Annotated in this window: 22 protein-coding genes; 7 read left to right on the forward strand and 15 right to left on the reverse strand. The window is 35.7% G+C overall.

Annotation, left to right across the window (positions count from 1 at the left end; all coding sequences use genetic code 11):
- Positions 1 to 6: 6 nt before the first annotated feature.
- The 7 genes from ACG72T_RS04150 to ACG72T_RS04180 form a co-directional block, all read right to left on the reverse strand.
- Positions 7 to 1326, reverse strand: a complete 1320-nt coding sequence (locus ACG72T_RS04150) for an APC family permease (protein WP_395264811.1) — start codon at positions 1324 to 1326, stop codon at positions 7 to 9.
- Positions 1327 to 1355: 29 nt separating this feature from the next.
- Positions 1356 to 2069, reverse strand: coding sequence for a gamma-glutamyl-gamma-aminobutyrate hydrolase family protein (locus tag ACG72T_RS04155; protein WP_395264812.1), 714 nt, complete (start codon positions 2067 to 2069; stop codon positions 1356 to 1358).
- Between the two features lie 331 nt (positions 2070 to 2400).
- Positions 2401 to 3216 (reverse strand): Cof-type HAD-IIB family hydrolase, encoded by an 816-nt coding sequence (locus ACG72T_RS04160; protein ID WP_395264813.1) that lies wholly within the window; start codon positions 3214 to 3216, stop codon positions 2401 to 2403.
- Positions 3217 to 3403: 187 nt separating this feature from the next.
- Positions 3404 to 4825: a 6-phospho-beta-galactosidase gene (gene lacG / locus ACG72T_RS04165; protein WP_395264814.1), complete on the reverse strand. Its 1422-nt coding sequence runs from the start codon at positions 4823 to 4825 to the stop codon at positions 3404 to 3406.
- A 12-nt stretch (positions 4826 to 4837) separates the two neighbouring features.
- Positions 4838 to 6544 (reverse strand): lactose-specific PTS transporter subunit EIIC, encoded by a 1707-nt coding sequence (locus ACG72T_RS04170; protein ID WP_395264816.1) that lies wholly within the window; start codon positions 6542 to 6544, stop codon positions 4838 to 4840.
- Positions 6545 to 6584: 40 nt separating this feature from the next.
- Positions 6585 to 6935, reverse strand: a complete 351-nt coding sequence (locus ACG72T_RS04175) for a PTS lactose/cellobiose transporter subunit IIA (RefSeq protein ID WP_395264817.1) — start codon at positions 6933 to 6935, stop codon at positions 6585 to 6587.
- 11 nt (positions 6936 to 6946) lie between these two features.
- Entirely contained in the window at positions 6947 to 7801 is an 855-nt protein-coding gene (locus tag ACG72T_RS04180) for a PRD domain-containing protein (RefSeq protein WP_395264818.1), read from the reverse strand.
- Between the two features lie 552 nt (positions 7802 to 8353).
- Between ACG72T_RS04180 and guaD the strand changes: the two genes are divergently transcribed.
- Positions 8354 to 9676: a guanine deaminase gene (gene guaD, locus ACG72T_RS04185; RefSeq protein ID WP_395265033.1), complete on the forward strand. Its 1323-nt coding sequence runs from the start codon at positions 8354 to 8356 to the stop codon at positions 9674 to 9676.
- Positions 9669 to 11012: a uracil-xanthine permease family protein gene (locus ACG72T_RS04190; RefSeq protein ID WP_395264819.1), complete on the forward strand. Its 1344-nt coding sequence runs from the start codon at positions 9669 to 9671 to the stop codon at positions 11010 to 11012. The genes guaD and ACG72T_RS04190 overlap by 8 nt, the downstream gene beginning before the upstream one ends.
- A gap of 233 nt (positions 11013 to 11245) precedes the next feature.
- Here ACG72T_RS04190 and ACG72T_RS04195 read toward each other — a convergent pair whose 3' ends face one another.
- On the reverse strand, positions 11246 to 12106 hold the full coding sequence (locus ACG72T_RS04195) for an aldo/keto reductase (protein ID WP_395264820.1): 861 nt from the start codon (positions 12104 to 12106) through the stop codon (positions 11246 to 11248).
- 20 nt (positions 12107 to 12126) lie between these two features.
- Positions 12127 to 12984: an aldo/keto reductase gene (locus ACG72T_RS04200; protein WP_395264822.1), complete on the reverse strand. Its 858-nt coding sequence runs from the start codon at positions 12982 to 12984 to the stop codon at positions 12127 to 12129.
- A 136-nt stretch (positions 12985 to 13120) separates the two neighbouring features.
- On the opposite strand from ACG72T_RS04200, the gene ACG72T_RS04205 reads away from it, so the two are divergent.
- The 5 genes from ACG72T_RS04205 to ACG72T_RS04225 all read left to right on the forward strand — a co-directional run bounded on the left by ACG72T_RS04205 (position 13121) and on the right by ACG72T_RS04225 (position 18282).
- Complete coding sequence (locus ACG72T_RS04205; RefSeq protein ID WP_395264823.1) at positions 13121 to 13984, forward strand: LysR family transcriptional regulator; 864 nt, start codon at positions 13121 to 13123, stop codon at positions 13982 to 13984.
- A gap of 122 nt (positions 13985 to 14106) precedes the next feature.
- Positions 14107 to 14244, forward strand: a complete 138-nt coding sequence (locus ACG72T_RS04210) for a hypothetical protein (RefSeq protein WP_395264824.1) — start codon at positions 14107 to 14109, stop codon at positions 14242 to 14244.
- 150 nt (positions 14245 to 14394) lie between these two features.
- Positions 14395 to 14589, forward strand: coding sequence for a hypothetical protein (locus tag ACG72T_RS04215; protein WP_395264825.1), 195 nt, complete (start codon positions 14395 to 14397; stop codon positions 14587 to 14589).
- A gap of 207 nt (positions 14590 to 14796) precedes the next feature.
- On the forward strand, positions 14797 to 16602 hold the full coding sequence (locus ACG72T_RS04220) for a hypothetical protein (protein ID WP_395264826.1): 1806 nt from the start codon (positions 14797 to 14799) through the stop codon (positions 16600 to 16602).
- A 594-nt stretch (positions 16603 to 17196) separates the two neighbouring features.
- On the forward strand, positions 17197 to 18282 hold the full coding sequence (locus ACG72T_RS04225) for an MFS transporter (RefSeq protein WP_395265034.1): 1086 nt from the start codon (positions 17197 to 17199) through the stop codon (positions 18280 to 18282).
- A 353-nt stretch (positions 18283 to 18635) separates the two neighbouring features.
- On the opposite strand, the gene ACG72T_RS04230 is transcribed toward ACG72T_RS04225, so the two are convergent.
- From ACG72T_RS04230 to ACG72T_RS04255, 6 genes are all read right to left on the reverse strand, one after another.
- On the reverse strand, positions 18636 to 18950 hold the full coding sequence (locus tag ACG72T_RS04230) for a bacteriocin immunity protein (protein ID WP_395264827.1): 315 nt from the start codon (positions 18948 to 18950) through the stop codon (positions 18636 to 18638).
- A 697-nt stretch (positions 18951 to 19647) separates the two neighbouring features.
- Positions 19648 to 20775, reverse strand: coding sequence for a GGDEF domain-containing protein (locus ACG72T_RS04235; protein ID WP_395264828.1), 1128 nt, complete (start codon positions 20773 to 20775; stop codon positions 19648 to 19650).
- A gap of 184 nt (positions 20776 to 20959) precedes the next feature.
- Positions 20960 to 22123, reverse strand: coding sequence for an enhanced intracellular survival protein Eis (gene eis / locus ACG72T_RS04240; protein WP_395264829.1), 1164 nt, complete (start codon positions 22121 to 22123; stop codon positions 20960 to 20962).
- A gap of 53 nt (positions 22124 to 22176) precedes the next feature.
- Positions 22177 to 23262, reverse strand: a complete 1086-nt coding sequence (locus ACG72T_RS04245) for a DUF871 domain-containing protein (protein WP_395264830.1) — start codon at positions 23260 to 23262, stop codon at positions 22177 to 22179.
- 20 nt (positions 23263 to 23282) lie between these two features.
- Positions 23283 to 24584 carry a PTS cellobiose transporter subunit IIC gene (gene celB / locus ACG72T_RS04250; RefSeq protein ID WP_395264831.1) on the reverse strand — a complete coding sequence of 434 codons (1302 nt, stop codon included), beginning with the start codon at positions 24582 to 24584 and terminating at the stop codon, positions 23283 to 23285.
- 137 nt (positions 24585 to 24721) lie between these two features.
- On the reverse strand, positions 24722 to 25495 hold the full coding sequence (locus ACG72T_RS04255; RefSeq protein ID WP_395264832.1) for a MurR/RpiR family transcriptional regulator: 774 nt from the start codon (positions 25493 to 25495) through the stop codon (positions 24722 to 24724).
- Between the last annotated feature and the right edge of the window lie 51 nt (positions 25496 to 25546).

Below are 25546 nucleotides of genomic sequence, written 5' to 3' on the forward strand. Positions count from 1 at the left end.
TTTCTCCTAATCAAAATTCTTTCTGCTTAAGAAATAAAATGGTACGGCAATCAACAAAGCTCCAAAACCCCAAACTAAGTTGACGAAACTTGTCTTATACAAAAGCCAGAGTGAAATCAAAACAGCGATAATTGGAATAACTGGGCCAAATGGAACTTTAAATCCAGGTTTTCTGTCTTTCATAGTTTTTCTAAAGACAATTACTGCAATGCATGTAGGTATGTATTGAGCAAAACGAGAAACAGCACTGATTTGGGCCAATGTATTAAAAGTACCTGAGAGAGCAATCATCAATCCTAATAAAGCCGAAACAACAATAGCCGCATATGGCGCATTGTAACGATTTTTATCAGCAAGAAAAGCTGGCATCATACCATGATTTGACATTGCAACACCCGAACGAGGTGTGATAAATGACGAAGCAACGCAAATACCTCCGATTGACAAAAGCGTTCCAGCAGCAATGAGATACTTACCAAATCCGCCAGCAATTTGAGCAAAGGCATCTTGAACAGGAGCGACACTATTTGAAAGTCCTGCACCTAAAACACCAATACAAACTGCTTGAATCAACATGTAAATTGCAGCAACGACAATAATGATAGCTAACAAAGCCTTTGGTAAGTTCTTTTCCGGATTTTTCATCTCCCCTGCAGCGACAACCGCGCCTTCGACGCCAGTAAAGGCATAAAACATCGTCATCGCAGCAAGAGCAAATGAACTTGTATTAGCTACAGAAGTTGGTAAAAATGGTGTGAAATTATTACCTCGAATGAACCAGATACCGATGGAAATGAAAAGCAATAATGGCAATAGTTTAGATACAGTAATGACATTGTTGATGATCGAAGAAATTTTTACTCCCATCAAATTCATCACCATCAAAGACAATGCCACTATCGTTACAATAATATCCTTAGAAACAGTGTTATTTAATTGCGGGAATATTCCTGCTAGAGCCGTGGCAAAAGCCACATACATTGTTCCCTCCGCAATGATTCTAATTGCCCAAGTAACAAAGCCGACCTCATAGCCAACAAAATTTCCAAAAGCTGCTTTCGCATAAATATAAGGACCTCCAGTTTCATCAAACAAACTGGCATCTTCTGCAAAACAAAGTCCAATAGTTAAAATTAATAGTGCGTCAAAACCAAGAACTGCCAAACTAGCGGGACCAAATAATTTCATTCCTTCATTTGGCAATAAAAAGATTCCAGAACCAATAATTCCGTTGATTCCAAACAAAAGAATCGTCCAAAAACCCATTTTATGATTCGTGTTGCTTGTTGATTTGGTATGTAGATGTGGAATAACCGCTTGTTTCATAAAATTCACCTTCTAGTTTAATTTTTAATCTAAGTTCGACTGACAAAATCCTTAAAGATTTCCAACTCCTTTGAATCTTGCTGCCACATATTTTCTGGATGCCACTGCACTGCTTGAACACTTGCATCACTATTCTCAATAGCTTCAATAACCCCGTCAGAAGCTGTAGCAACCACTTTCAAGTCCTCTGGAACATCTTTTATGGCTTGATGGTGTCTTGAATTTACGAAAATATTGTCACCAAATGCTTTAAATAATTTCGACTCGTGATCAACAGTGACAAAATGCGTTGGTTGATCACCCGGTGCAGATTGGTGATGTTTCAAAACTTTCCCAGGAAACTGTGTCCGCAAGTCCTGATAAACGCTGCCACCTAAAGCAACATTGATTATTTGTGCTCCACGGCAAATCCCTAAAATGGGGATGTGTTTTGCAACCGCTGTGCGAACTAAAGCAATCTCAAAGATATCACGATTGCGATTAGTAACACCCAATTGTGGAATTGGCTCTTCACCCATAAAAGTTGGATCAATATCCGGACCGCCGGTAAAAATCACTCCATCAAGTCGTTCTAGTAAACCATTAATCTCTTCTTTAGGTAGATACGGTAAACTAACTGGAATTCCACCGGTTGCCAAAACACCATTGACAGCTGGACGAGGTACAAAATCCATTGCTTTTTGATTGATCACAGATGTTGCTTCCAAATAAACATCTGCCGTAATTCCAATTAACTTACTCATATAAATAAAACTCCTTTGCAATTTTTTAATTTTCAGATTATCACTCTAAAAATCTCTGTCAAATGTTTTCTTAATAATATTAAATTTTGACTAATCATATTCTAATTCACGGACTTGACACTTGAAATAATCTGCAGTTATATTGAATTTGTATGGTTAATTTTCTCTAATAATTATCTAATGTTAGATAAAAAAAGCATTGTTTGAAGTTTTTCAAGAAAAAACAAACTTCAAACAATGCTTTTTGATATTGCTTATTGATTTTTTTAAATATTTTGTATTTTTACGGAATAATCTGAACACAATTCCACTAAGACTTAATTATTTGCCTTTAATCCAAAGCAAATTTTTCAATTGCTAAACCAACACCACTATGATCGTTGTCGGCAGTCACCTCATCAGCTACTTCTTTCACAGTTGGCAAAGCATTATCCATGGCAATACCTTTACCAGCAATCTCTAACATAGGAATATCGTTTTCCCGATCGCCTAATGTAATAACTTGAGATAAATCAATTCCTAATTTTTGGGCCAATGTTTTAACTGCTGCACCTTTATTAACATGTTGTGAGAATATTTCCAAGAAACCCACGCCAGTTCTAACTACGAAGTAATCTTTATCATAATGTTGGTGAACTGTTTCGGAAATACTATCAATTTCTTCTTCAGTCCCATTGATGATGGCTTTGACAATTTGAAAGTCAGCTGGCATTTGCGATGGTTCTCTCAAATAAAGACCATTATCGTTTTCAAAGGCTTGAATGATCGTAGAAGCGGAGATCCAATCTCGATGGCTGGTATAAGTATTGCCTTGATTATCGACTACGTTATATTGCAAGTCATGTTCATGGACAAAGTCGACGAATTCACGATAAAAATCATTGCTCATCAATTCTTCAGCAATAATATCGCCAGCCATATTTTCGATAATTCCACCGCCATTGGTAATCATATACTGATCACTTCCTGTAATACCTAGCTCATCAGTATATTCAGTCATAGCATTATGTGTCCGGCCCGAACAAAGAACAATCTTGATACCTTGATCCAGAGCACGCTTGATGGCCGCTTTATTGCGATCAGTAATAGTTTTTTTAGAAGTCAACAACGTGTCATCTATATCTATTGCAATTAATTTATAATCCATGATTTCCTCCTATTAGTCATACTTTTATTGTAATATTTTTTCTAAAAAAAGAACTCCAAGATGAGGAAATCTTGAAGTTCTCTTGTTTTTTAACAGTTAAGTAGAGTTTTTAATACCTAGGGGAAACAAATGAATGTTTCTTATTAAAAACTTTTTTTGAGGTAGAAGATATTAACGGCCAGAATCATTAATCTTCAATTTCGTGTGTTTCACTTAGTTTCTTAAACCAAAAGGCACTCTTTTTTACGTAGCGCTTTTGAGTAGGGAAATCAACGAAGAATAAACCATAGCGTTTGCTATAACCATTGGTCCATGAAAATTGATCTTGCAAGGACCAGATGAAATAGCCTTTGACATTAGCCCCATCATTTATGGCTTCGGCGATTGCCTTCATGTACTTCTTCAAATAATCAATTCGTTTTGGATCATCAATTATTGTGTCGGAAGTGGCATTCTCAGGTAGTTCTTCTTTCAAACCAATACCATTTTCTGTGACATAAATGGCAGGAACTAGTGGGTAGTCATCATGAATCCGCATAAGAATATCGTGCATCCCTTTTGGATAAATGGACCAATCCCAATCTGTTGTTTCAATCCCATCAGGTTTCTTTTCTTCGCCAATTCCATGTAATCGAGATACCGAACTGCCTTTAGCCCCAGTCCCATTATGGACCGTTTCGGAAGCTCCATCATAAGCTCTGATCCATTTGCTGAAATAATTATTTACTCCGACGAAGTCCAATTGATGAGCAGCTTCATTAATCTCACTCATTTCAGATTCAGTATATTTAAACATTGGTTGTTTATTTGCTTTCAAAATTTCATCAACTAACTGCAAAGTTTCTTGATGATATTCACCGGCCAAAGTTCCGTCCAAATATAATCTATTTTCAAAAGCATCTTGCAAAGCAGCGGCATGCTTATCCGCTTCACTATCGCTATATGGATAAACTGTTTGTAAAGCGTGAACTACACCGATCTCTCCACCTAAGTTCATCTCCTTATAGGCATTAACAATTCTAGCATGAACAACATTTTGATTATGCTCAGCTTGAAATGCATTATCAAATCTGCCTTTTTCACCAGGTGGAAATGTGCCGCTGACATGTTGCTGAATGGCCATTGATGTTGGTTCATTAATAGTTATCCAATATTTAACTTCGGGGAATTCTTTAAAGCAATATTTGGAGTATCTGACGAATGCGTCAAGCATTCTAGGACTTAGCCAATCACCAATTTCATGCATTTTTTCGGGTGTATCAAAGTGGTGTAAGGTTACGAACGGAATAATATGATGTTTTTCACAGGCCGCAAATAATTTATGATAATACTCAACACCGCGCGGCTCAACATCTCCATCACCGTCGGGGAATATTCTTGACCAAGCAATTGAAACTCGGATAGCTTGAACGCCATACTTTTCGGCTAATGCTAAATCTTCTTCATAACGGTGATAAAAATCAGCGGCGGGATCTGGACTAAAACGACCCTGTTTGGCGAGATAATCATCCCAAAGAACTTTACCTTTGCCGTCTTCTTTAGTAGCACCCTCTACTTGATATGCAGCACTGGCACCACCCATTAAAAAATCTTTTGGTAATTTAAGCATTCCATAAACCTCCTATAGATTGGCCTTTACAAATTGCAATGACTTTTCTGGATTACGTGTTAATTCAATATATTCTTTACCTGAAGTTGTAGCTAATTTAACACCATATTTATCGGTGATCTTTTGAACGTTACCTTTCATACTCTCCATTTGTGGTGCCAAAATAACTAGATCCATGTCTTGAATCATATTCATATCTTGCCCATAAGCACGAGCAGCTGCTGACAATGGTAAATTACGTTCTTTAGCAGTCTTATTCAGAGCGTTTGCCAGAATACCACTAGTTCCACCACCAGCACAGATAACCATTACGGCCGTGTCTTTCTTAAATCCAGAATCATCGGTCGAACTGTCGTCCGTGGATTGTGCGACAACGCCAACATCAGAACCATCATCAATATCAGTGTCACTAACTGTATCTGTTTCAGGTACTAATCCCTCAGCAACCGCATTCTTGTTTTCTTCATCAAGCAATTGTGAATCATAAACTTTCATAAATGGAAGCCAAATAAATACATCTAGTGCCAAACTCAAAATCACAAAGACAAATGCTAATGGAGCAAAGCCAGTACTAATCAAAATACCAATTGGTGCAGGAATAACCCATGGCATGGTGTACATCATACCGTTCATTCCCAAAACCGAAATGAAGAACTTGAATAGGCAAATATTAACCATTGGAGTAACTACAAATGGAATAAAGAAGATTGGGTTCATGATAATTGGAGCACCAAACAAAATTGGTTCATTAACTGAGAAACTGACTGGAATAAATGCTGCCTTACCTAAGGCCTTAAGCTGTTTAGATTTTGCTAGGAACAAAAATAGGAAAACTAAAACTAAAGTTGAACCTGTACCACCCATATTCATAACATAGTCTTGAGCATTTTGTGCCAAAACGTGAGTGGCCTGATGACCAGCTTGAATCAATTTCAAGTTCTCAGCTGTATTAGTAACTTCAATTGCGGCAACAGCAGGAGCAACAATTGATGGACCTTGAACACCAACAAACCAGAAGAAACCCATGGCACCAGCGATAATTGCCAAGCCTAAATATGAATCACTGGCTGAGAAAATTGGTGCTAATAATGAAATAATCAATTGGGCAAGATTTTTACCTGTGAAAGTTGCTAGTAATAAAGAAAATGCCCAGAAAACTGTAACTGATAAGAACATTGGAATAACATCTTTAAATGTTTGTGAAATATTCTGTGGTACTTGTGGAGGCATTTTAATAGTGACGTTATTCTTAATACATAAATAATAAATATTTGGAACGATCAAACCAACAAGGTATGAAGCGACCAAACCTTGTGTACCTAAGTATGTTAAATCTGCTCCACCTTTATTTTGAACAATGGCACTAATAATGAAGGCAATTTCAGCAGCTAAGATTACAGAAACTGCATTCATCTGATTTGTTTTTGGCAAATCCAAATTTTTGGTATCAGTTAAATTTTTAGCAGTCGTTGCGGTAACGAACAATGCCAATAGACCCATTGAATAGTTGTAAGCAATCATAATATTGTTTTCAACATTGGTTGGCCAGTGGTAACCCCAAGCATTTGGAACATATGCTACCAAAATAAATAATGATGAAAAGAGAATAATTGGCATTGCGGCAATAAAGCCATCACGGATTGCTGAGACATAGGCATTTGATGCAATTTTTTCAAATCCAGGTTTCATCTTTTCGATTTTACTCGTGAGAACATCCATTTTTAAAACTCCCCTCTAAATACTAATAATTTCTAAATAACTAATTCTCCATACCTAACTTCTTCTCAATCTTGTTAATACGTTCATATTCATCAATAAAGAACTTGCATTGATCCATCAACATCATGGTTGTCATCAATGTATCTTGTCCATGGACCATGATGAATGTAACGTCCATATCCATCCCACCAGCTTCATCGGCTAGTAGTTTAGTTTGTTCATTGTGGGCATCGTTAATTGATTGAGTTGCTTCTTCAACTAATTTCTTAGCTTCTTCGATCTTGCCTTCACGTGCATTGTCTAAGGCTTTAATTAAAGCTGTCTTAGCGTCTCCTGCATAAGCTACGATTGCAAATCCTGTCATTGAAATATCTTCTTTTGTAACTGCCATAATTCTTACCTCTACTTAATGTTTTTCTCTTGTGTTAATCGTTGGATGTGAATGATGAAATATAATAGTTCATTGCTGTTTAATTTCTTATTTAGTCTTGATTGCAACTCTTGATATATTTCTTTGGCAATCTCGGTCGAACGAGGATATTCTGATTTCATTTCTGTTTCCAACTTATTGCTAAAATCTTTATCCTCATCTTCGTTGCTATCAAGGCGTCCGGCTAAGTACTGTAAATGAATCATAAAGCGGTCAAAATAATTACCATTGCTGTCGATTCGATAAATTTGATGTTTATTCAAAATCTTAGTAACTGAATCATTGATCTCTTTGGTCGTGTCCTCTTTCAAGTCACTGGCTTTTGATTCTTCACCTTTAGCATTGATGAAATGTAGAGCAATACTTTTAATCTCTGACTTTGGAAATTGGACATGTAAATTACGGTTGATCACTTGCAATCCATGGCTAGCAATTAAATATTCGGTTGGATATTGTAGGCTCATATCAGGAATCAAACTTGCTTGATACGTGTGGGCCAATATACGCTGATAGGAACCGTAGATATGGTCGGAAAGAGTAATATAAACGTAATCTAAGATGTTGTAATTAAATTTTTCTCTAGCATAATCAATAATTTCATAAGTAGTTGTGACTACATCAATTGGAATGTCTTTGATCAAAAAATATAAATTTTCTCTTGACGTTTTTGTATTTAAATAAAAGATATTCTCAATCTTGTTCGAATCAACTTGTCCGCCCTTGGTCTTCTTAAAAGCTATTCCTTTGCCTTTCACAATGGCTTGGCGATCGTCTCCTAGGTTGACTAACGCACTATTGTTGTTAAAGACTTGGGCAATCTCTACCATCTCATTTCCCCCTTTCTGCAACAAAAAAGAGACCACCAACGTTTTTTCTTAACGATAGTCTTTGAGCAACTATCGTTAAGAAAAATACGTTGAGTGATCTCGCCTAATTTAATAGTAACAATTCACTGAAAATATATTCATCTTTCAACACCGATTAGTATATGACAGATTTTCATATTTGTAAACGGTTACAATAGATTATTTTTTAAATCAAATATTTTCAAATATCGTTATAACGAAAAGAATACCGAAATAATGGGCGTTATAACGGCTGACAAAATGTAAATTTTTTTACATAATTTTCGATCAGCAACAATTTTCAAGATGATATGAGACAAAATACGACCAAAAAGGTCTAATTAACTTAATATTTATTTATCGCCGATGTAAACCATTACATTTTGTTTCAAAAAATGATTTTTGAAGCTCACATAGCAAGTTTTTGAATATTTTTCAAGCAAAATACGAACTATTTACTATTTATTTACATAAACATTCATGTTATCCTTACCTATATAAAATTTAAGGAAGTGTTAGATTATCACCTATCAAATCGTTTTTGAAGGAAGTTATTTTTCTTCGGCTTCGTTTGACAAGGCGGATTTTACACCAGAATCACTTATATGTGTAGACCAGTCGGGAACCATTGACCGTGTTATATCCGCTAGCGATAGTGACTATCGATCCGTTAGACAAGCTGCAGCCGATAACCAAATTCTTCAAGAATTACCTCAAGGAAGTTACTTGTTACCAGGTTTTACTGATTTACATATTCACGCTCCACAATGGCCACAGGCTGGTCTGGCTTTAGATAGACCGCTCTTTGAATGGCTAAATACTTATACCTTTCCATTGGAAGCCAAATTCACTGACCTTCAATTTGCGGAAAAAGTTTATCGTAATCTGATTCAAACTTTGCTAGCTAATGGAACCACGACCGGCTTATTCTTTGGATCAATCGACAATGGAGCTAATCTTGTGTTGGCAAAGATTTGTGCTGAATACGGTCAACGAGCTTTTATCGGGAAAGTCGCCATGGATAATGTTGAACAGACACCTGATTATTATCGCGATGAATCTTCTCAAAAAGCTTTAGACGACACTGAGGCTTTTATCCATGCAATGCAAGAACTCCAACAAACCACTAAAACTACTTTAACTCCCGTTATCACACCTCGGTTCGTTCCAAGTTGTACAGACGAAACGCTACTTGGCTTAGGAAAATTAGCTAAAAAGTATGACTTACCGATTCAATCGCACTGCAGTGAAAGTATCTGGGAAGATCAATATGCGATTGACCGTTTCAACATGCGAGATGCGGAAGTTTTGAACCATTTTGGACTGCTGACGGATAAGTCGGTCATGGCTCATGGAACTCAATTGAGCAATACTGATTTAGATCTCTTTAAGAAAACCCAAACTGCCATCGCCCATTGTCCTATTTCTAATGTATACTTTGGCAATTCGGTTTTACCTGTTAAGAAAGCCTACCAAAAACAAGTCAAAATCGGTTTAGGGACTGATATTTCTGGAGGCTTTTCTCCTAGTATTTATCGTAATATGCAACAAGCTATTATGTCTTCGCAAATGCTTCAAGAAACTGGCGTTGACAATTCAAGAATTTCTGCCACAAATGCATTTTATCTAGCAACCGTGGGTGGAGCTAAAGCACTTCACCTTCCAACGGGACAGATTAAAACTGGTTTTCAAGCTGACTTTCAAATTGTTCAAGATAAATTTGCCAAGGTCGCTTCAAGTCAACCAGCAGCTGTCTTAGAACGGTTGATCTATCAGACCGAAACAGCAGATATTCAACAAGTTTATGTTTCAGGTAAATTAGTACATCACAATCAAGGGGAAAACAATAATGGATAATAATAAGAGTAGTTTATTAGTCGGTCCTGACGATAAGGTCGGCTATGGCGAAGCTGGTTTCTTAGGTCTACAACATGTTCTAGCTATGGATATTTATGTACCGCCAATCGTGTTGGCTAGTATGATGGCCATGGGATTGAGCGACCAAATGGGATTATTGCAGTCAACCTTTCTAGCTGCAGGGATCGGTACGATCCTCCAAACTTTCGTCTTTATGAAGATGCCAGTTTCACAAGGTCCTTCTTTCGTACCTCTAGGAGCCGCTGCTGGGGTCGTCTTGGCATCAGGTGGTCTAAAGGGTAATGGAATGGGCACTTTAATTGGTGCTTTATTAGTCGGTTCGATTATTTTAGTTATACTAGGTGCTATCGGAATCTTCCAAAAGATCATCAACCGCTTAGTACCTGCCTTGGTTGGTGGAACAATCATTACATGCGTTGGTCTGTCACTGATTCCTACAGCTTTGAATAGTAACATTTTCAACGCTCCTGGTAAGATCGACAATAATATTATCTTGGCTTCAGTAACAGCTTTAACGCTTTTAGTTTCTGTCGGAATCAGTTTGAAATTTCCTCGAGTACGTCGTTTCTTTAGAACTAGTTCAATCATCTTGGCTCTAGGTGTCGGAACAATTGTTTCAACTATGATGGGAATGTTTAATTGGAAAGAAGTTGCTGATGCTGCTTGGTTCGGTTTCCCTCAAAGAACCATTCTCCACTGGGGAATCAATTTCAGCCCTTCAGCTATTATTACTTTTATCGTCATCTATGCGGTGATCACGACTGAAACAACTGGTACCTGGTTTGCCATGGGTGCTGTCACTAATCACAAAATCACTGATAAGCAATGGAATCACGGTATCATTGGTGAGGGCTTAAGCTGTATGGTTGCCGCTCTCTTAGGAACAACTCCAGTTACTGGTTACTCAACTAATGCCGGTGTCATCTCAATCACTGGTGTCGCAAGTAAACGGGTTTTTCTATTTGCTGGAATCTGGTTCTCAGTCTTAGGCTTCTTCAGTAAATTATCGGCTTTCTTAGCTGCTATCCCAGCTCCCGTAATTGGTGGTGTCTTTGCCATTATCACGGTAACAATCATGTTAAACGGCTTAAATGTTATCCGTGGTTTGGAGACTACCGATCGTGATCTTTATATTATCGGTATTCCAATCGTTCTAACCTTGGCACTTGTCTTATTGCCAACAGCTGTGACAAAAAATGCTCCTCAAATTCTGCAATACTTATTAGGTTCACCAATCGCAGTCGCAGCAATTGCGGCTATCATCTTGAATCTCGTAATGCCTAAAACAAAAGAATTAAAAGTTAAGACAGTTTAAAATCAATAGTAAAGTTTTTAATAACCGCTGACTCCCCATCAGGAAATCAGCGGTTTTTTTTAATCCCATTAATTTACAATTCAACTGGAATATTTTTTTAAATAAAAAACGCATCTCACCAGTTGTGGTGGAATGCGCTATTTGTTTTGTAATTGCTCAAACGATTCGGGCAACTTGTCCGTTAACACCTAAAATCAATACTTGAGTCATTACATTTCTCATCTTAGTGGTAATTAGTCGTTTGCATGTACATCAAAAGCGGAAAGCAACATTTGTTCAACACCAGGATCATCTGGGTTGTGTGAACCATGGCCCTTATCGAGTGAACGCATTTGTTCCATTTCATCTTCAGTTAATTCGAAGTTAAAAATATCTTTGTTAGAAATCATACGAGACTCATGTGTCGACTTAGGAAGCACAATGACCCCCTCTTGATTTTCAAATCTCAAGATAATTTGTCCTGCATCCTTGTGATACTTCTCGCTTAATTTTTGGATAATTGGTTCTGAGAATAAATCAGCATTGCCCTGACCAAGTGGACCCCAGGCTTCAAGTTTTACATCCAATGGGTCTAAAATCTTACGAAGTTCTTTTTGTTGTGAGTATGGGTTGTATTCAACTTGGTTTACAGCTGGCATTACATCGAAGGAATCTTTGAATGAATTCCAAATCTTAGGAGTAGCATTGCTGATACCGATGGATTTGAGTTGACCAGCTTTTTGAGCTTCTTCCATAGCCTTCCAAGCACCAGGAACATCTCCATAAGGTTGGTGGATCAAGTATAAATCAATATAGTCTAAGCCTAATTTTTTCAAGGAAGTTGCAATTCCTTTTTTAGCGGCTTCATAACCATAATCTTGTAGCCATAATTTACTTGTGACAAAAATTTCATCACGAGGAATACCGCTGTCCTTGATTGCCTTGCCGACTTCATCTTCGTTGAAATAAGCAACCGCTGTATCAATGTGGCGATAGCCAACCTTTAGTGCTTCAGAAACTGCCTTGTAAGTTGAGCCGTCATCAGGAATCAAGAAAACACCAAATCCAACTGCGGGAATTTCATTACCATCATTTAATCTAATTGTTTCTGCCATTATATTTCTCCTCTGAAAAATTATTTTAGCTGTGCCAAGCTTGAACCAAAGATCTGTTCAATCGTAGTAAGGTCTCTGTGGTCAAAAAATTGACTTTCTTTCTTATCTAAAGTTGCCATTGTCTTCATTTCATCATCAGTCAACACAAAGTCAAAGACGTCAATATTTTCAGCAATACGTTCTTTGTGGACTGACTTTGGAATAACAATGATTCCACGTTGCAACAGCCATCTGAGCATTACTTGACCATTTGATTTGCCATACTTTTGACCAATTGCAGCGATTGTTTCGTTTGTAAAGATGTCATGTTTGCCTTCAGCAAACGGTGCCCAAGCTTCGACCTTAACATCTTCACTCTGGTTAAAATCAACCTCAGACTTTTGTTGATACCAAGGATTAACTTCAATTTGATTAACAACGGGTTTTACCTCATTGTAGAGTTCCAAATCTTTAAGTTGATCAGCGTAAAAGTTTGAAACACCGATGGCACGAATTTTTCCAGCCTTATATGCTTCAGTCAATGCCCGCCAAGCACCTGCTGTATCACCATATGGTTGGTGTAATAGGTACATATCCAAATAATCTAACCCTAGATTATTCAAGGAAGTTTCAATACCCTTCTTTGCCCGTTCATAATTCATATCAGAAACCCAAAGTTTTGAAGTGATGAATAAATCTTTTCGATCAACACCACTTTCCTTAATAGCCTCACCAACTGCAGTTTCATTTTGATAAGCTGCTGCTGTATCGATCAGACGGTAGCCGGCATCAATCGCATCCAACACTGCTTGTTTACATTGTGCTAAATCTGTTACTTGAAAAACTCCGAATCCTAATTGTGGCATTTCCACGCCGTTATTTAATTTCACTGTCTCCATATTTCTTACCTCGACAAACTGGACTAACGAACGTCCTCTTTAATTGATAAGTACAGCATAGTCCCAGGATCATGGTTTGAAAATTACTAGATAAGAATGCTACTATACGTATGACGTATACTAACGAGGTGAAAATATGATAGATAACTACTTATTAGAAGAGTTAGTTGCATTTAGCAAATATGGCACGTTTGCCGCCACTGCTGATCACTTAATGGTGACCCAACCGACCGTGACGCGGGGAATGCAGAAGCTTGAAGATGAATTAGGAGTAAAAATTTTTAATCGTCAACCCAATAATATATCTCTAACTGATACTGGAAATTTAGCTGTGACGGAAGCTCAAAAGGTTCTGGCACAAAATCAAACGTTTATCGACACCGTCCGACATTACGAAAACAGCCATCAATTCATTAAAATAGCTAGTGTTGCTCCTGGACCACTAATTTTTATCAATGACATTCGAAACCAACTATCATCCAAAATTAAAGTCGAGGATAGTTTAATAAAAGAAAACGATGTGTTGCCGAATTTAATGAACAACAATTTCTCCTTTATTATCACTGATAAAGAGATTTCTAACGATGAGGTCGAATCATATTTCATTGGCAGTGAAACACTATCAGTCAATCTCGATAAGTTCACCTATTTGGCAAACAAGAAGTCAGTCACATTTGCCGAACTAAAAGGTATGAGCTTTATCGTTATCGATCGAATCGGTATTTGGAAAGATATCATTCAAAAAAATATTCCTGGTGCGAAATTCATGTATCAGCAGCAAGCAGATTCATTTACAGAAATAACGAAATACTCCAATTTCCCTTATTTCAGTACTAATATCGCCAGATTTACGAATTATCACCCTACCAAAGATGATGATCGAGTGAACGTTAAAATATCCGATGATGCTAGTAAGATTGCCTTTTATGCAACATATTTAAAGAATAATAAAAAATTGGTAATGCCTACTATCGAAAATATCAATACCAATTGGGATTAAAATAAGAGTGAGAATTATCCCTTCATTAAAGGCGTTTCCAATTTCAGCCATGTATACCGTTATTTACAAACGTGATTGTCTTATCATTTTTAGAACAAAAAAATACTTTGGAGGCACATATTATGGAATCCCCAATTATAGCAATAGACGTTATGACAAAATTATTAGATGAGAAAACTTCATCTTGGCGACGACTATTAGTACCAGTTTCAATCAGATATGATCAACTACATGCGATCATGCAGTTAGTCTATGGCTAGAGTAACTCGCATCTGTATTCATTTACTACTAGTGCTGGACAAAGTTATGAGGCTTATCTGGATTAGGATTTTCAACCTTTTAGATCCGACGTAAAGAAACCAATTCTTTCTGATGAAGGTTATCTATATCCGGACTTACTCAATGGAAATGTGCGCTATGAGTACGATTTTGGAAGAAGTTGGCCTCATGAAATAATCCTTAAGGAAACTGTTACTGCCGACGAGCTAGACGGTCTTCCCATCCCATACTGCACCCACGGTACCGGGGGGAATCACGACGAAAATGGTGAACCAGATACAGTAGTTGGAAAATATAATCACAAAGAAATTGCAGATTTCTATTAAAATTAAAAAAAACTAATAAATACAGGATTAAAATTAATTTTGAATCTGTATTTATTGGTTTTTTTTTCAAAATTTATCAAATTAAAAATGAAGCATTGATAAATCAACAGAAAAATATCATTTACAAAACATATTTGCTATGATAATTTTATAAACATATTAAAATATTTTAATTATTTTTTAATAATGAAGCTTAAAGGGAAAAGGATGAAAAATATACTACGTAATTTTACAGACAATCATCAGTATTTTGAATCATTAAAGGAATCTAAAGGCAAATATATACCTATTAGAATTTCTTCTGAGCGACAAGATTTATTAGAAAAGATGAAAGAAATTAATACAAATAATTTTGAATTTCAAGAAAGGGAATTATGTGATTTTGGTTACGTAATATCCAATGAAGTAATCGAATATAATACGTATCCTTTTCTATGCAAAGATTGGATTGATCTAAAAAACATCAGCGGACGTGGACTTACGGGCAAGTCGTTATTGATTATCGGTCTATATAAAGATTTCACCCAGGAAAAAGTTTTAGATCTCCTAAACAAGGGATATAAAGCGGAAACAAACATATATTTTCTCTTAGGTAGAGATCTCAGTTCATTATCGTGGTTATTAGCTAAACAACTTATTGGCAAGTCAGTTGATTCTTGTAGAAAGGCAACATTCTCACTCCTAAACTTAAATAAATTTTCTATTGAAGATTGGGATATTTATGGGAGTAAATCCCTTCATGAAAAAAACATTAAAGAACTTGTAGAAAATAATCTTTGGGATACGTTAGTTTTCCATGGTCATGGAAAAGAAGATCATTTAAACCTGGATGATTACACTTTAACCGGATTAAACAAATATATTAATTATACTATTCCTAACGCTCCAGCAATCGGTCATAAGGGGCAATCATTTTTTAAAGATGCCAATAAGGCTATCGATATAAGCACTATAAAGGTTAATCGGCTTTTTCTTTTATCATGTAACAATTTGCCTTTTTTTGAATCAAGACTCTACGATTCTAAATACAGTCTTGTTTTGGACGCAATTGATGGATGGTCAAAAGAGATTATTGCATCAATTGCTGTACAGTCAGCAGACACTCCCGAACTGAAAATAGTTTTGAATAATTATAATCATTCTGACATTGCACTCCAATTAAATAAAAAGCTTGAGGATATTCAACCATTCATTTCGATTATTCATATCGGATTACCTGAAAAGATTAGCGATAATTCATTTGTGGAGCAAGCAACCCCCAGACTAAGCAAGCAAACGAGAACAGTTCTATCTCGAATTTCTAATTATTATTCTTCTACGATGTTGGATGATGATCATCCAATTACTAAGATGGCACATAAAATCATGGGAGATTATATGCAGTTAACAAGAAGAGGAACCGCAGGTTCTACAATTAAGGACATGCAGCAATTTGAATCTAATTTGACAAACAGAGTTAACCCGTTCTCTAAAAAAATGGCACAAATAATGTTTGAAGATCAAGATGATAACTTGCATAATTTCGACAGTTTTAATACCTATAGAGCAAGAATTGATTCAAATAGTATTAATAATCATACCTGCTCCTCATGTGGCGCAACAGCTACTTCCTGTACATATCTACCCGAAATATCTTCTATATTCCAGATAGATGCTGATTACTGTTACAAATGTGGAGATAAGTCTGCTCAGATGACTGGAATGCCATACATTGAATTTACTTGTGATGATTATAACAAGAAGGATCTATCTATTAATTATAAAATAAGCGTAACTTCCCAAGAATCAGGTGATGTTTTTATAGGTATTCAATTACCCAGCTATGTAGAAGGATACGTTAAAAACAAATTATCCATACAAAAATTAAAATTTAAGTCTCCTAATTTAACTAAGGAAATTGAAGGGACTATTAACTTTAGTGAAGAAACTGTTCTTCAAAGCTATTATTTAAAAATGTTTGCTATCCAAAATGGGGGTATAGCAGTCAACAGATGTTTCTTTAATTTAATTTGAGGTGGAAAGATGAGGAATTAATAGGTCTTTACGATATGATTCCGTCATCAAAAAATTTCTTTGATGACGATTTATTACTTCATTTTAGAAGATCCATATGTTCCTACCTTCCTCAGTTCCTATCTAAATACTTACATCACCCCATTCAAATGGTGATTCCCGTTGAAAAATTTAGTCAAATAAAAGCAATAACAAAAGCAAGAAAAATAAATCATGATATTGCTCCTAATATATATTTAGACATGCCTTCAATTACATGCAAAAATAGAATGCACCGTAGTCCTAATGGAAAAGTCTTCCTTTTCTCAGGAGAAATAGAAACATAATTTGATGAATCCTTTAAAAAATATATTAATAATATCCAACTTAAATGGATTTTCAATTCTTTCAGAACAAACGAGTTTTTAGTTCTATGCAATAAATTAAATGAGATGTGGGGTTAAGGTTATTGAATTATTCTATTAAATATTACTGTTATACTATTTTCACTCAATTTAGATTCACTAGAATTATTAATATACTTTTCATTATTCAATTTTTAAAGTTAAATTTAGTTCAATTTGCTCTATTACAATCTGTGTTCTTATTCTCTCAATTTTTTCCGAACTACCGAGCGGAATATTAGGAGATATTTTCAAGAAAAAAACAATCGTATTGTACGGATTGCTTATTCTGATTTTGACGCCCTTAATAACTGTTAGTGCCAGCCTCGTTGCAAAAAAATACGTTTTTTTTGTTTTAATAATGTCCTTTGTATTAGAAGGCATCGGAAATGCCCTATTAAGCGGTGCTGACGACGCACTTTTTTATGAAGGAATTCGAAAAGAAGGCAATGAAAAGCAATATGATAAAATTAGAGGAAATATGCAATTAATAAGTTCTATCATTTTAGGCATCGCTACATTCTCCGGTGGTTTTTTATATACACTGAATTTTGATCTTCCATATATATTCCAATCAATTACATTTGTTATTGCTAGTATTATCATTCTCAATACAAAGGAAATAAAAAAAGAATCTCTAGCTGATAAAAATTATAACCTTAACAATAGTGAATCAACTTTTATCAAAAGTTTGAAAAACGTTTTGTCTGTATTTAAAGAAATGGTTCTTTCTCCCAATATATTTTTTCTATTCATTTTCACAATAATTACCGTATCTGTCGTCAATGCTATTTTTGCATTACTTCCCGATTATATTTCAAAAATAGGATTCAATTCAGCCGAAAATGGAATTATATTTATGATATATAGTCTATTTGGTGGCATTATCGCAACCCAAGCATACAGGTTATCAAAATTAAAGTATTCCAATTTATCAATGCTGGTTTCAGCGATACTAATTATTTCAGCTGTACTTCAAATTCAAAATAATAAAATCATTTTTTTAATCGGGGCCGGACTTCTATATATAGTAGTGGATATTCTTGACCCAATTGTCATGCAAATGTTAAATCTATGGGTCAGGGATAATGCTCGAGCAACGTTTATTTCAGGATTATCTTTTGCAATCAGTTTAATTACTATGGTTGTTAACCCCTTAATAGGTTTAGTGGTTCAACGTTACGGAACAATTAATATGCTTACTATTACCTCTTCAGTAACTGTATTTTTAATTTTCATATCATACCTGCTTATTTTAGGTTCAAAAAAGAAAGAAAAATATACCACTGAAAATTAATGATTCAAAAATTTTTCGTTTCATATGGTATTTATTATACTTATCTTCATTTTCTTTAAATAAAGATTTGCTAGCTTAAGTGTTGATTAATTAACGGAATATCATATCTCAAAAAATCGATAAGTCTTACAACTCCACCCTTCGTGATGTCATTGGAATTAAAAATAAAAGAACCATACCAATTAAGGTATGACTCTTAGAAGTAGGTATCACCAACACGATTTGACTTAGAACCTTAAGTAATTGTAAAGCCCAAGGCTATTTATAAATTATTCAAATTCATGCTATATTTGTGATGTAACCATCGGTATTTAAACATTAAATATTTTTAATTGGAAAGCAAAAATTAAGTCTTAAAAAAACTGAATTCTTAAATCTCCCACACCAGTAGAGATCCACTTATAACTACCGGCCCGAGACAATTTGATTAGTTGAGTGTAATCAGCATTAAATTCAGCACTCAAATTCATCTTTTTATTACTTAAAACAAATAGGTTTATGCCATTAACCGTCTTAGCTGCTACTATTTGAGGAGCCATACCTTTATTAAGAGCTAAAGTGGCTTTCATTAGTACATCCAATATATCAGGATCATTGCTTCCCACTTTAACATTGTTATACATTGAATCTATTAGCCGAAACACTTCGTCTTTTGTATTATCTGTCATATAACCGCTCCCTCGGTTTTGATAGGATAGTCCTACTTTAAATTCGTTTATAGGTATTTGAGTTTACTAAACAAATTGTACATTGTATAAATAATTGTTAAAAGTCACTTTAAAAATAAATCATAACATTTAAAAGCATAAATAAAATAATTAATTTATTTTATAAATAAACTATAATAAAGTTAGAATTAATGATCTGAAGTGCACCCTCTGTATTGGAGACAATACCGAGGGTGTTTTTCTGTGGCTAAATATTCAAAAGAATTAAACCTTCAGGCAATTGAAATGTATAAATCTTGCATGGGCAGTACTACAATCTTCGCTCAACTCAAAATAGAGGTAATAACTTGGTTAGTAAAAAATAATACTTCGTTACCATAGACTGATAAGCACTTTAAAATTTCAAATGATGGAACAATTTGACAATGGAAGCTTAAATTTGATGTCAATGGTTCATCTAGTCCAGCTGACCGGAGAAGGCGAGCCCTAACGATGACTGACAATAAAAAGAAACCAACCAAAGACGCCAAGCTCAAACATGTCAGTTACGGTTTTAAAAATCTTGACCATTTTCTTAAGAGAATAAGACTTATTTGTACATAAAAAAGCATCCTGCGAGAGGATGCCTTTCATACAAAAACTATTCAATACGATTTGACAAGGAGCCGGTTTAACTTGAAACCGAAAAACGGAGTCCTTAGACGGCCGTTATCTGATGACGACCATTTTCTTTTGAATGATACAGATTTTTATCAACTCGTTTATAAAATTCATCGGTGCTTTTATCCTTATTATGCAAACTTGAAACACCGATAGAAACGGTAATTCTAATCTTTTTATCGTCATTTTCAATACTCATATTATTTAAAGTATCAAAAATTTCAGTCACAAGTGGTTTTGTCGAATTCAAATCATAACCCGGAAAAACAACGTTAAATTCCTCACCACCGGTTCGATACAATTTCACATTTGAATCATTCTCGTTTATGACTGTTTGAACGGCGGCAGCGGTTTTTTTCAGCACTTGATCACCTGCCAAGTGACCGTAAGAATCATTGACTTGTTTAAAATGATCGATATCAAACATCATCATCGATAAGTCTAAATTATTTTCTAAACTATGGTTAAATAGAATCTTTATATCAGAATTATATGCTGCATAGTTCTTTGACTTAGTTAAAGCATCGTGATTGGCAAAGTCCAACAAGTGACCCTTCAGCTTACTTTCACGGACTAACATGCGCACATAGCTATATAACAAGACTTCAAAGATAATTAAATAGCCCCACTCTTGTATGTAAACTATCGGTGAAAGGTGGAATTTTACGGCAACAAAGAACCACATTATGGCTCCACTAACGATACCAATTCCCATATAACTAATAAAAGAATCTGCATGAGCTGGCAAACGCTTGATAAAATTAAAAGCCCAATATGTCAAGATGAGACTGATCGCGTGACACCAAGATTCCCAATAACCAAAAGAACCATTAAAAAGCATATACACTAAGACAATCGGCAAAAATAAATAGATTGGAATTCTAATATTCAAAAAATAAGCACAGAATATTAAAGCAATAATGATGAAATTCATAAATTCCCAAGAGAACTTTTCTCCTACCAACGTCGATTGCATACTGAAGATAAAGATCAGCATATAAATAACTCCGAACCACGATCGCAAGGTTTCATCTTTGAAGTCAACTTGTTTTTCACGCAAGATGGTTTTCAGCCAATCAAAAACAACTTGATAAAGTGTAAAGACTCCTAGGATAAAAAAGATACTTGTAATTATTGGTGCTACTCGCCAAACACTCCAGGTCATCGACTTTGCCCCTTTCACTGTGAAGTATTCAAGATAATTACTCGTAGGCAAAGCTTACTCTTTTTATTATTATATACAATTAAAATAATAAATTACTTTTTTATAAAATTGTGAGTAAATAAATTATCATTGGAAACGAGAAATATTCCTTCTCATTTATTTTAACAAAATATTTTCTATTATATTAGAAGTAATCTATTAATTGTGGCTTATTTTTCACAAATATTTCATTCAGTTCAGCAAGCTTTTTCTGATCACCTGACACTGCCCCAGACTCAAACAGTGAATTCAGACTCCGATAGCCAAACATTGCCTTAGTCAAATTCTGAATCGTTAGCTCTAGTTGAGGGGTATGGTCGTCAGCAATTTTCAATTTAACAATGCCATCTTCAATCGCCAAACACCAAGTGTGGTTATTCCAAGCCAAAGTATCGTTGACCTTAAGATAAGTTTTAGCTAAGGTTGTTTTTTGAACAGGATAGCGTTGCAAGAAATCTGACAAATCAACTATTCGAGCCATCATATATGGTTGCACTTCTACTTTAGCTAAACCTGGTTCTTCTAATAAGTCAGCTTTTAAGTTGGGATCGGCGGATTCATAAACAAACTTTCGAAAAATAGATTGATGGCTAACGATAAAGCGACTCAATAACTTTCGGCTCAAATCAGTTAAGTTCTTCCATTCATGAATATAGAAAGTTTCCCCTTCGCTATAGTAGATCAAATAGCCAATTATCTCATCGTGATCATCAAAAGCTGTAGCAATTTGATAATCTTGATGTTTATCCAGCATGTGATCCCACCACCATTGCGGACGGATTACTCCCCCGAGTTCATTATCGCTCTGATAAATCGCCCTGATTTTTGGATTCATGTCCTTAATCTTGTCACGCATTACATAGCCGGCAGTTGAGTTCTTGATGCGAGGTAAATTGTAATTGTCCAGTGAAATAACTGTATGATCAAAAACTTGTTCGTAACCAAAGCGACGATAATAACGATAAGAAAATGGGGCCAGATATGACAATGTCACCTGATTCTCATGCATATCATTTAACGCCGCATTCAACAACGAACTAGCACCTCCGTGACCACCAAATTCTGGCGCACTCATCACATCCCCAATGCCATTCATCTTGTAATCGACGCCATGAAAGTTAACTTCAAATGGAATACTGAATAGTCCACTGCCAAGTTTTTGACGATTCATCAGGCCATACACTAAAGAGTGGTCAAAGCGTTCTTTGAAGACCTGCTTACGGTGGAGTGAATCTTCACGGTTAAAGGAATACAAGTACAGATTATAAAAAACATCGAATTTATCTTCGGAAAGTAAATATTTATTCATATTTTGCTCCTTATAAAAAAATACTATTCAATTGAGAATAGTATTTCTTTATTTTATTCTGCTAATTTGAAACTACTCCATGGTTCCAGATAATTCAACAAGAATGCCTCTTTCTCATCCAAATGTCCGACCACGTTACGACGTCCATCATTCTTGATATCACGAAGTGCAATTTGCGTTTCGCCTTTATATTGACCGTAATTCTCATTCACAATAATGATATCGCCACGTTTGATATCGTTGGTATCATGAGCTGGGAAATCGCCATCTTTATAAACGACTCGTGTCATCGTACTACGAAGCAAGTAATCAGAAGCATCGCCACGATAAATATGAGTAGTTTTTAAAATAACTTCTTTTTCTAGATCAGTTGTATCAGCCGAGAAATTAACTTTCAAGGTTGGATAAGGAGCAAAGAAAGCTTCTGCAGCTTCTTTTAACTCTTCATCGGAAGCGTAAGTATTGCCAATCAAAATATCATCAACGGCATCGCTCATCAACAAGTGTTTTACTTGAGTAGCAATTGGAAGATCACGATCATCTTCTAGTGTTGGTAGTCCATCTTGAACTGGCCAAGGACCAAAAGTTGCTTGATGTGAACTGACAAAAGCGGCTGAATGAATATTGCGTTGCTTGAAGAAGTTCGACCACTTGATAAAGAAGTCTTCACCGAGACCAGTGAAACGTTGTGGATAAAAGTTATGACAACCGAGTAAATTATCGGTATTGGGATGATAAGAAATAATATTGTCCAAGTAATGAGTACCTGAACTCATATTGATCTCAATTTTCAAACCATAAGGATTATGAGTCATTTTAGCTTCTTCCATACCAGAAAAGCCCTCATCTAATCTGATACCATAAGCTCCCAGTTCGTGGAAAAATGATAAATCATCATAACTAATATCCAATTCTTTAAATAAACGAGGATTCATATCAACAATTGTCACGAAACCTAATTGGTTTCCATAAGCAATTGTTTCTTTGAAACGACGAATCGTTTTGTCTTGATCTTCACCCAATTCCAGCAATGAAGCAAAGATCCGCGAATAACCTAGTTTATGTGCTGTCTCAAGATACTTCTTATCCTCAGCAAAAGTTGAATGTTCTGGATATAATGACAATCCCAGTCTTCTCAAAACACGACCTCCAAAAAGTTTTATTTAGCAGTTTCTGTTTGACCTAATTCTTCAGCCAACTTGTCTTTATCCATTGACTTGAAGAAGTAGAAGTAAATTAATGTATCAAGAACAATGTTGATAATTTGCAATACCGCACCTGAAATATGACCAGTTGCAATAAATCCTGACAAGATTGGTGGAGTTGTCCAAGGAATATAAACACCCATTGGTCTTGCCACTAAATTAGTAGCCATAGCGATATATGTTGTTAGTACGTTTACAAGTGGTGTCAAAATAAATGGAACTGCCATCTTGTAGTTCATAACAATAGGTAATCCAAAGACGATTGGTTCATTGATGTTGAACAGTGCAGGACCGGCAACCAATTTACCTAAAGTCTTAAGTTCCTTACTCTTTGCGGCAAAGGCTAGAAGCATTGCCAAACCGATTGTAGCACCGGAACCACCCATGTGGACGAAGTTATCGAAGAATGAAGTTGTAACGATGTTTGGTAAAGCTTTACCAGCTGTAAAGGCAGCGTGGTTTTGGTTCAAAGCTGTTAACCAGATAGGCATCATAACACCTGAAACAACGTTGGCTCCGTGAATACCGAATAACCATAGGAATGAAACCAGGAATTCAGCAACTAAGGCACCTGGTAAGGTATTGCTCAAGTGACCTAATGGATCAGCCAAGAAGAAGGAAATGATATTTGGAATACTTTGCATTGGTGTTGCTTCAACACCTAAACGAATTACCCAAACAAGAAGTAAAATAATTAAACCTGGGAACAAAGCAGCAAATGAGTTACTTACTGCTGGTGGAACTGTGTCTGGCATCTTAATAGTCCAATTCTTGTGAACCATCCAAACATAGAAGTCAGTAATAAATAGACCGACAATAATAGCTGTAAATAGGCCAGCTGAATCAAATTGTGTCAATGGAATCCACAAAGCTCCAGCTTTATCTGTCTTCAATGGAATCGTTAGGACAAAAGCACCTAATGAAACAATTGCAGCAGAGATAGGATCAACCTTATAACTCTTTGCCAAGTTATAAGAAATACCGATAACCGCGATCAGACCCATAATATGGAATGAGGCGTTAGTTGGATATTGTAATACCGTAGCCCAATTCTTACCAAAGATACTAGCCATAAAATCTAGATAGGCTTGAATTGGGAATTGTGCGATGATCATGAAGATTGAACCAATGATAATCATTGGAACAGCTAAAGTCATACCATCACGTAATGCAATCAAATGACGTGAAGAAGCAAGTTTGCCCGCAATAGGAATAAGTTTATCTTGGACGAAACTGCCGGATTTCTTTTCAGCCATATGCAAAACCCCCTCAAATAAAATTTGTTACATAGCAGAAACACCAATCTGCTTACAAATTCAATTGTAACCCTTTTCATTATTTTGTATATGCTTTTAAAAGTAAAATAATAAGTTTTAAACTAAAAAACATGTTACTAATCCGTAACATGTTCCGTGAAGTGATTTTCGCTATGGTCTACCATCTTATGGTAAGCACAATTTGAGATTTGTTCCAGCGTGTAAACAATTGGAACTTGAGTTGTCACATTGATATGCCCTTTACGATTCTGTGGTGTGTCATAAGAGATTGAAAAGTCAGTGATCTGATTTAAAACTGAATATGAATTAGCTGTTAAGGCAATCGTCTGCGCCCCATTCTTCCGATAATACCGGGCTTGAGCTAAGACTTCATCGGTTTCACCAGAGACAGAAACGAGGATCAATAAAGTCTTAGAGAAGTCACGATTGGAAAATGGTTCCGGTTGAAATGGATCAATGATGGGCAAGGAGTACACACCATAGCTGGATAAAATACTGGCGCCATATTGAGCGATCCGACCGCTGTTACCTACTCCAAAAAACAACACTAAGTCAGAGGCATTGATCATATCGGCTGCTTGATTGATTTTATTATCAAACGGTTCTTCATCTGCCACCAGCTGAAAAAAGTTCTTAATCGGTTCCATACTAGGATCTTGTTGTGATTTAGTAGGTTGCTTCAGGCTTTGTTTCAAGGCAAACTTGAATTCAGAAAAGCCGCTATAATCCATCTTTTTAAGAAACCTCAAAATTGTCGTAGTCGAAACATGAGCGGCATCTGCCATCTCACGAATCGTCATATTTTGAACTTCTTTAGTATGCCCGATGATATATTTATAGACGATCAACTCTAAACGATTCAATTCATGAACCTTCTGATAGGGAAACATAATCTCTTTCCTCCTTTCAAATTGGTCTATGTCATTTTTAGTAAAGATAAT

Source organism: Companilactobacillus sp. FL22-1, from assembly GCF_043951805.1.
Taxonomy (GTDB): Bacteria; Bacillota; Bacilli; order Lactobacillales; family Lactobacillaceae; genus Companilactobacillus.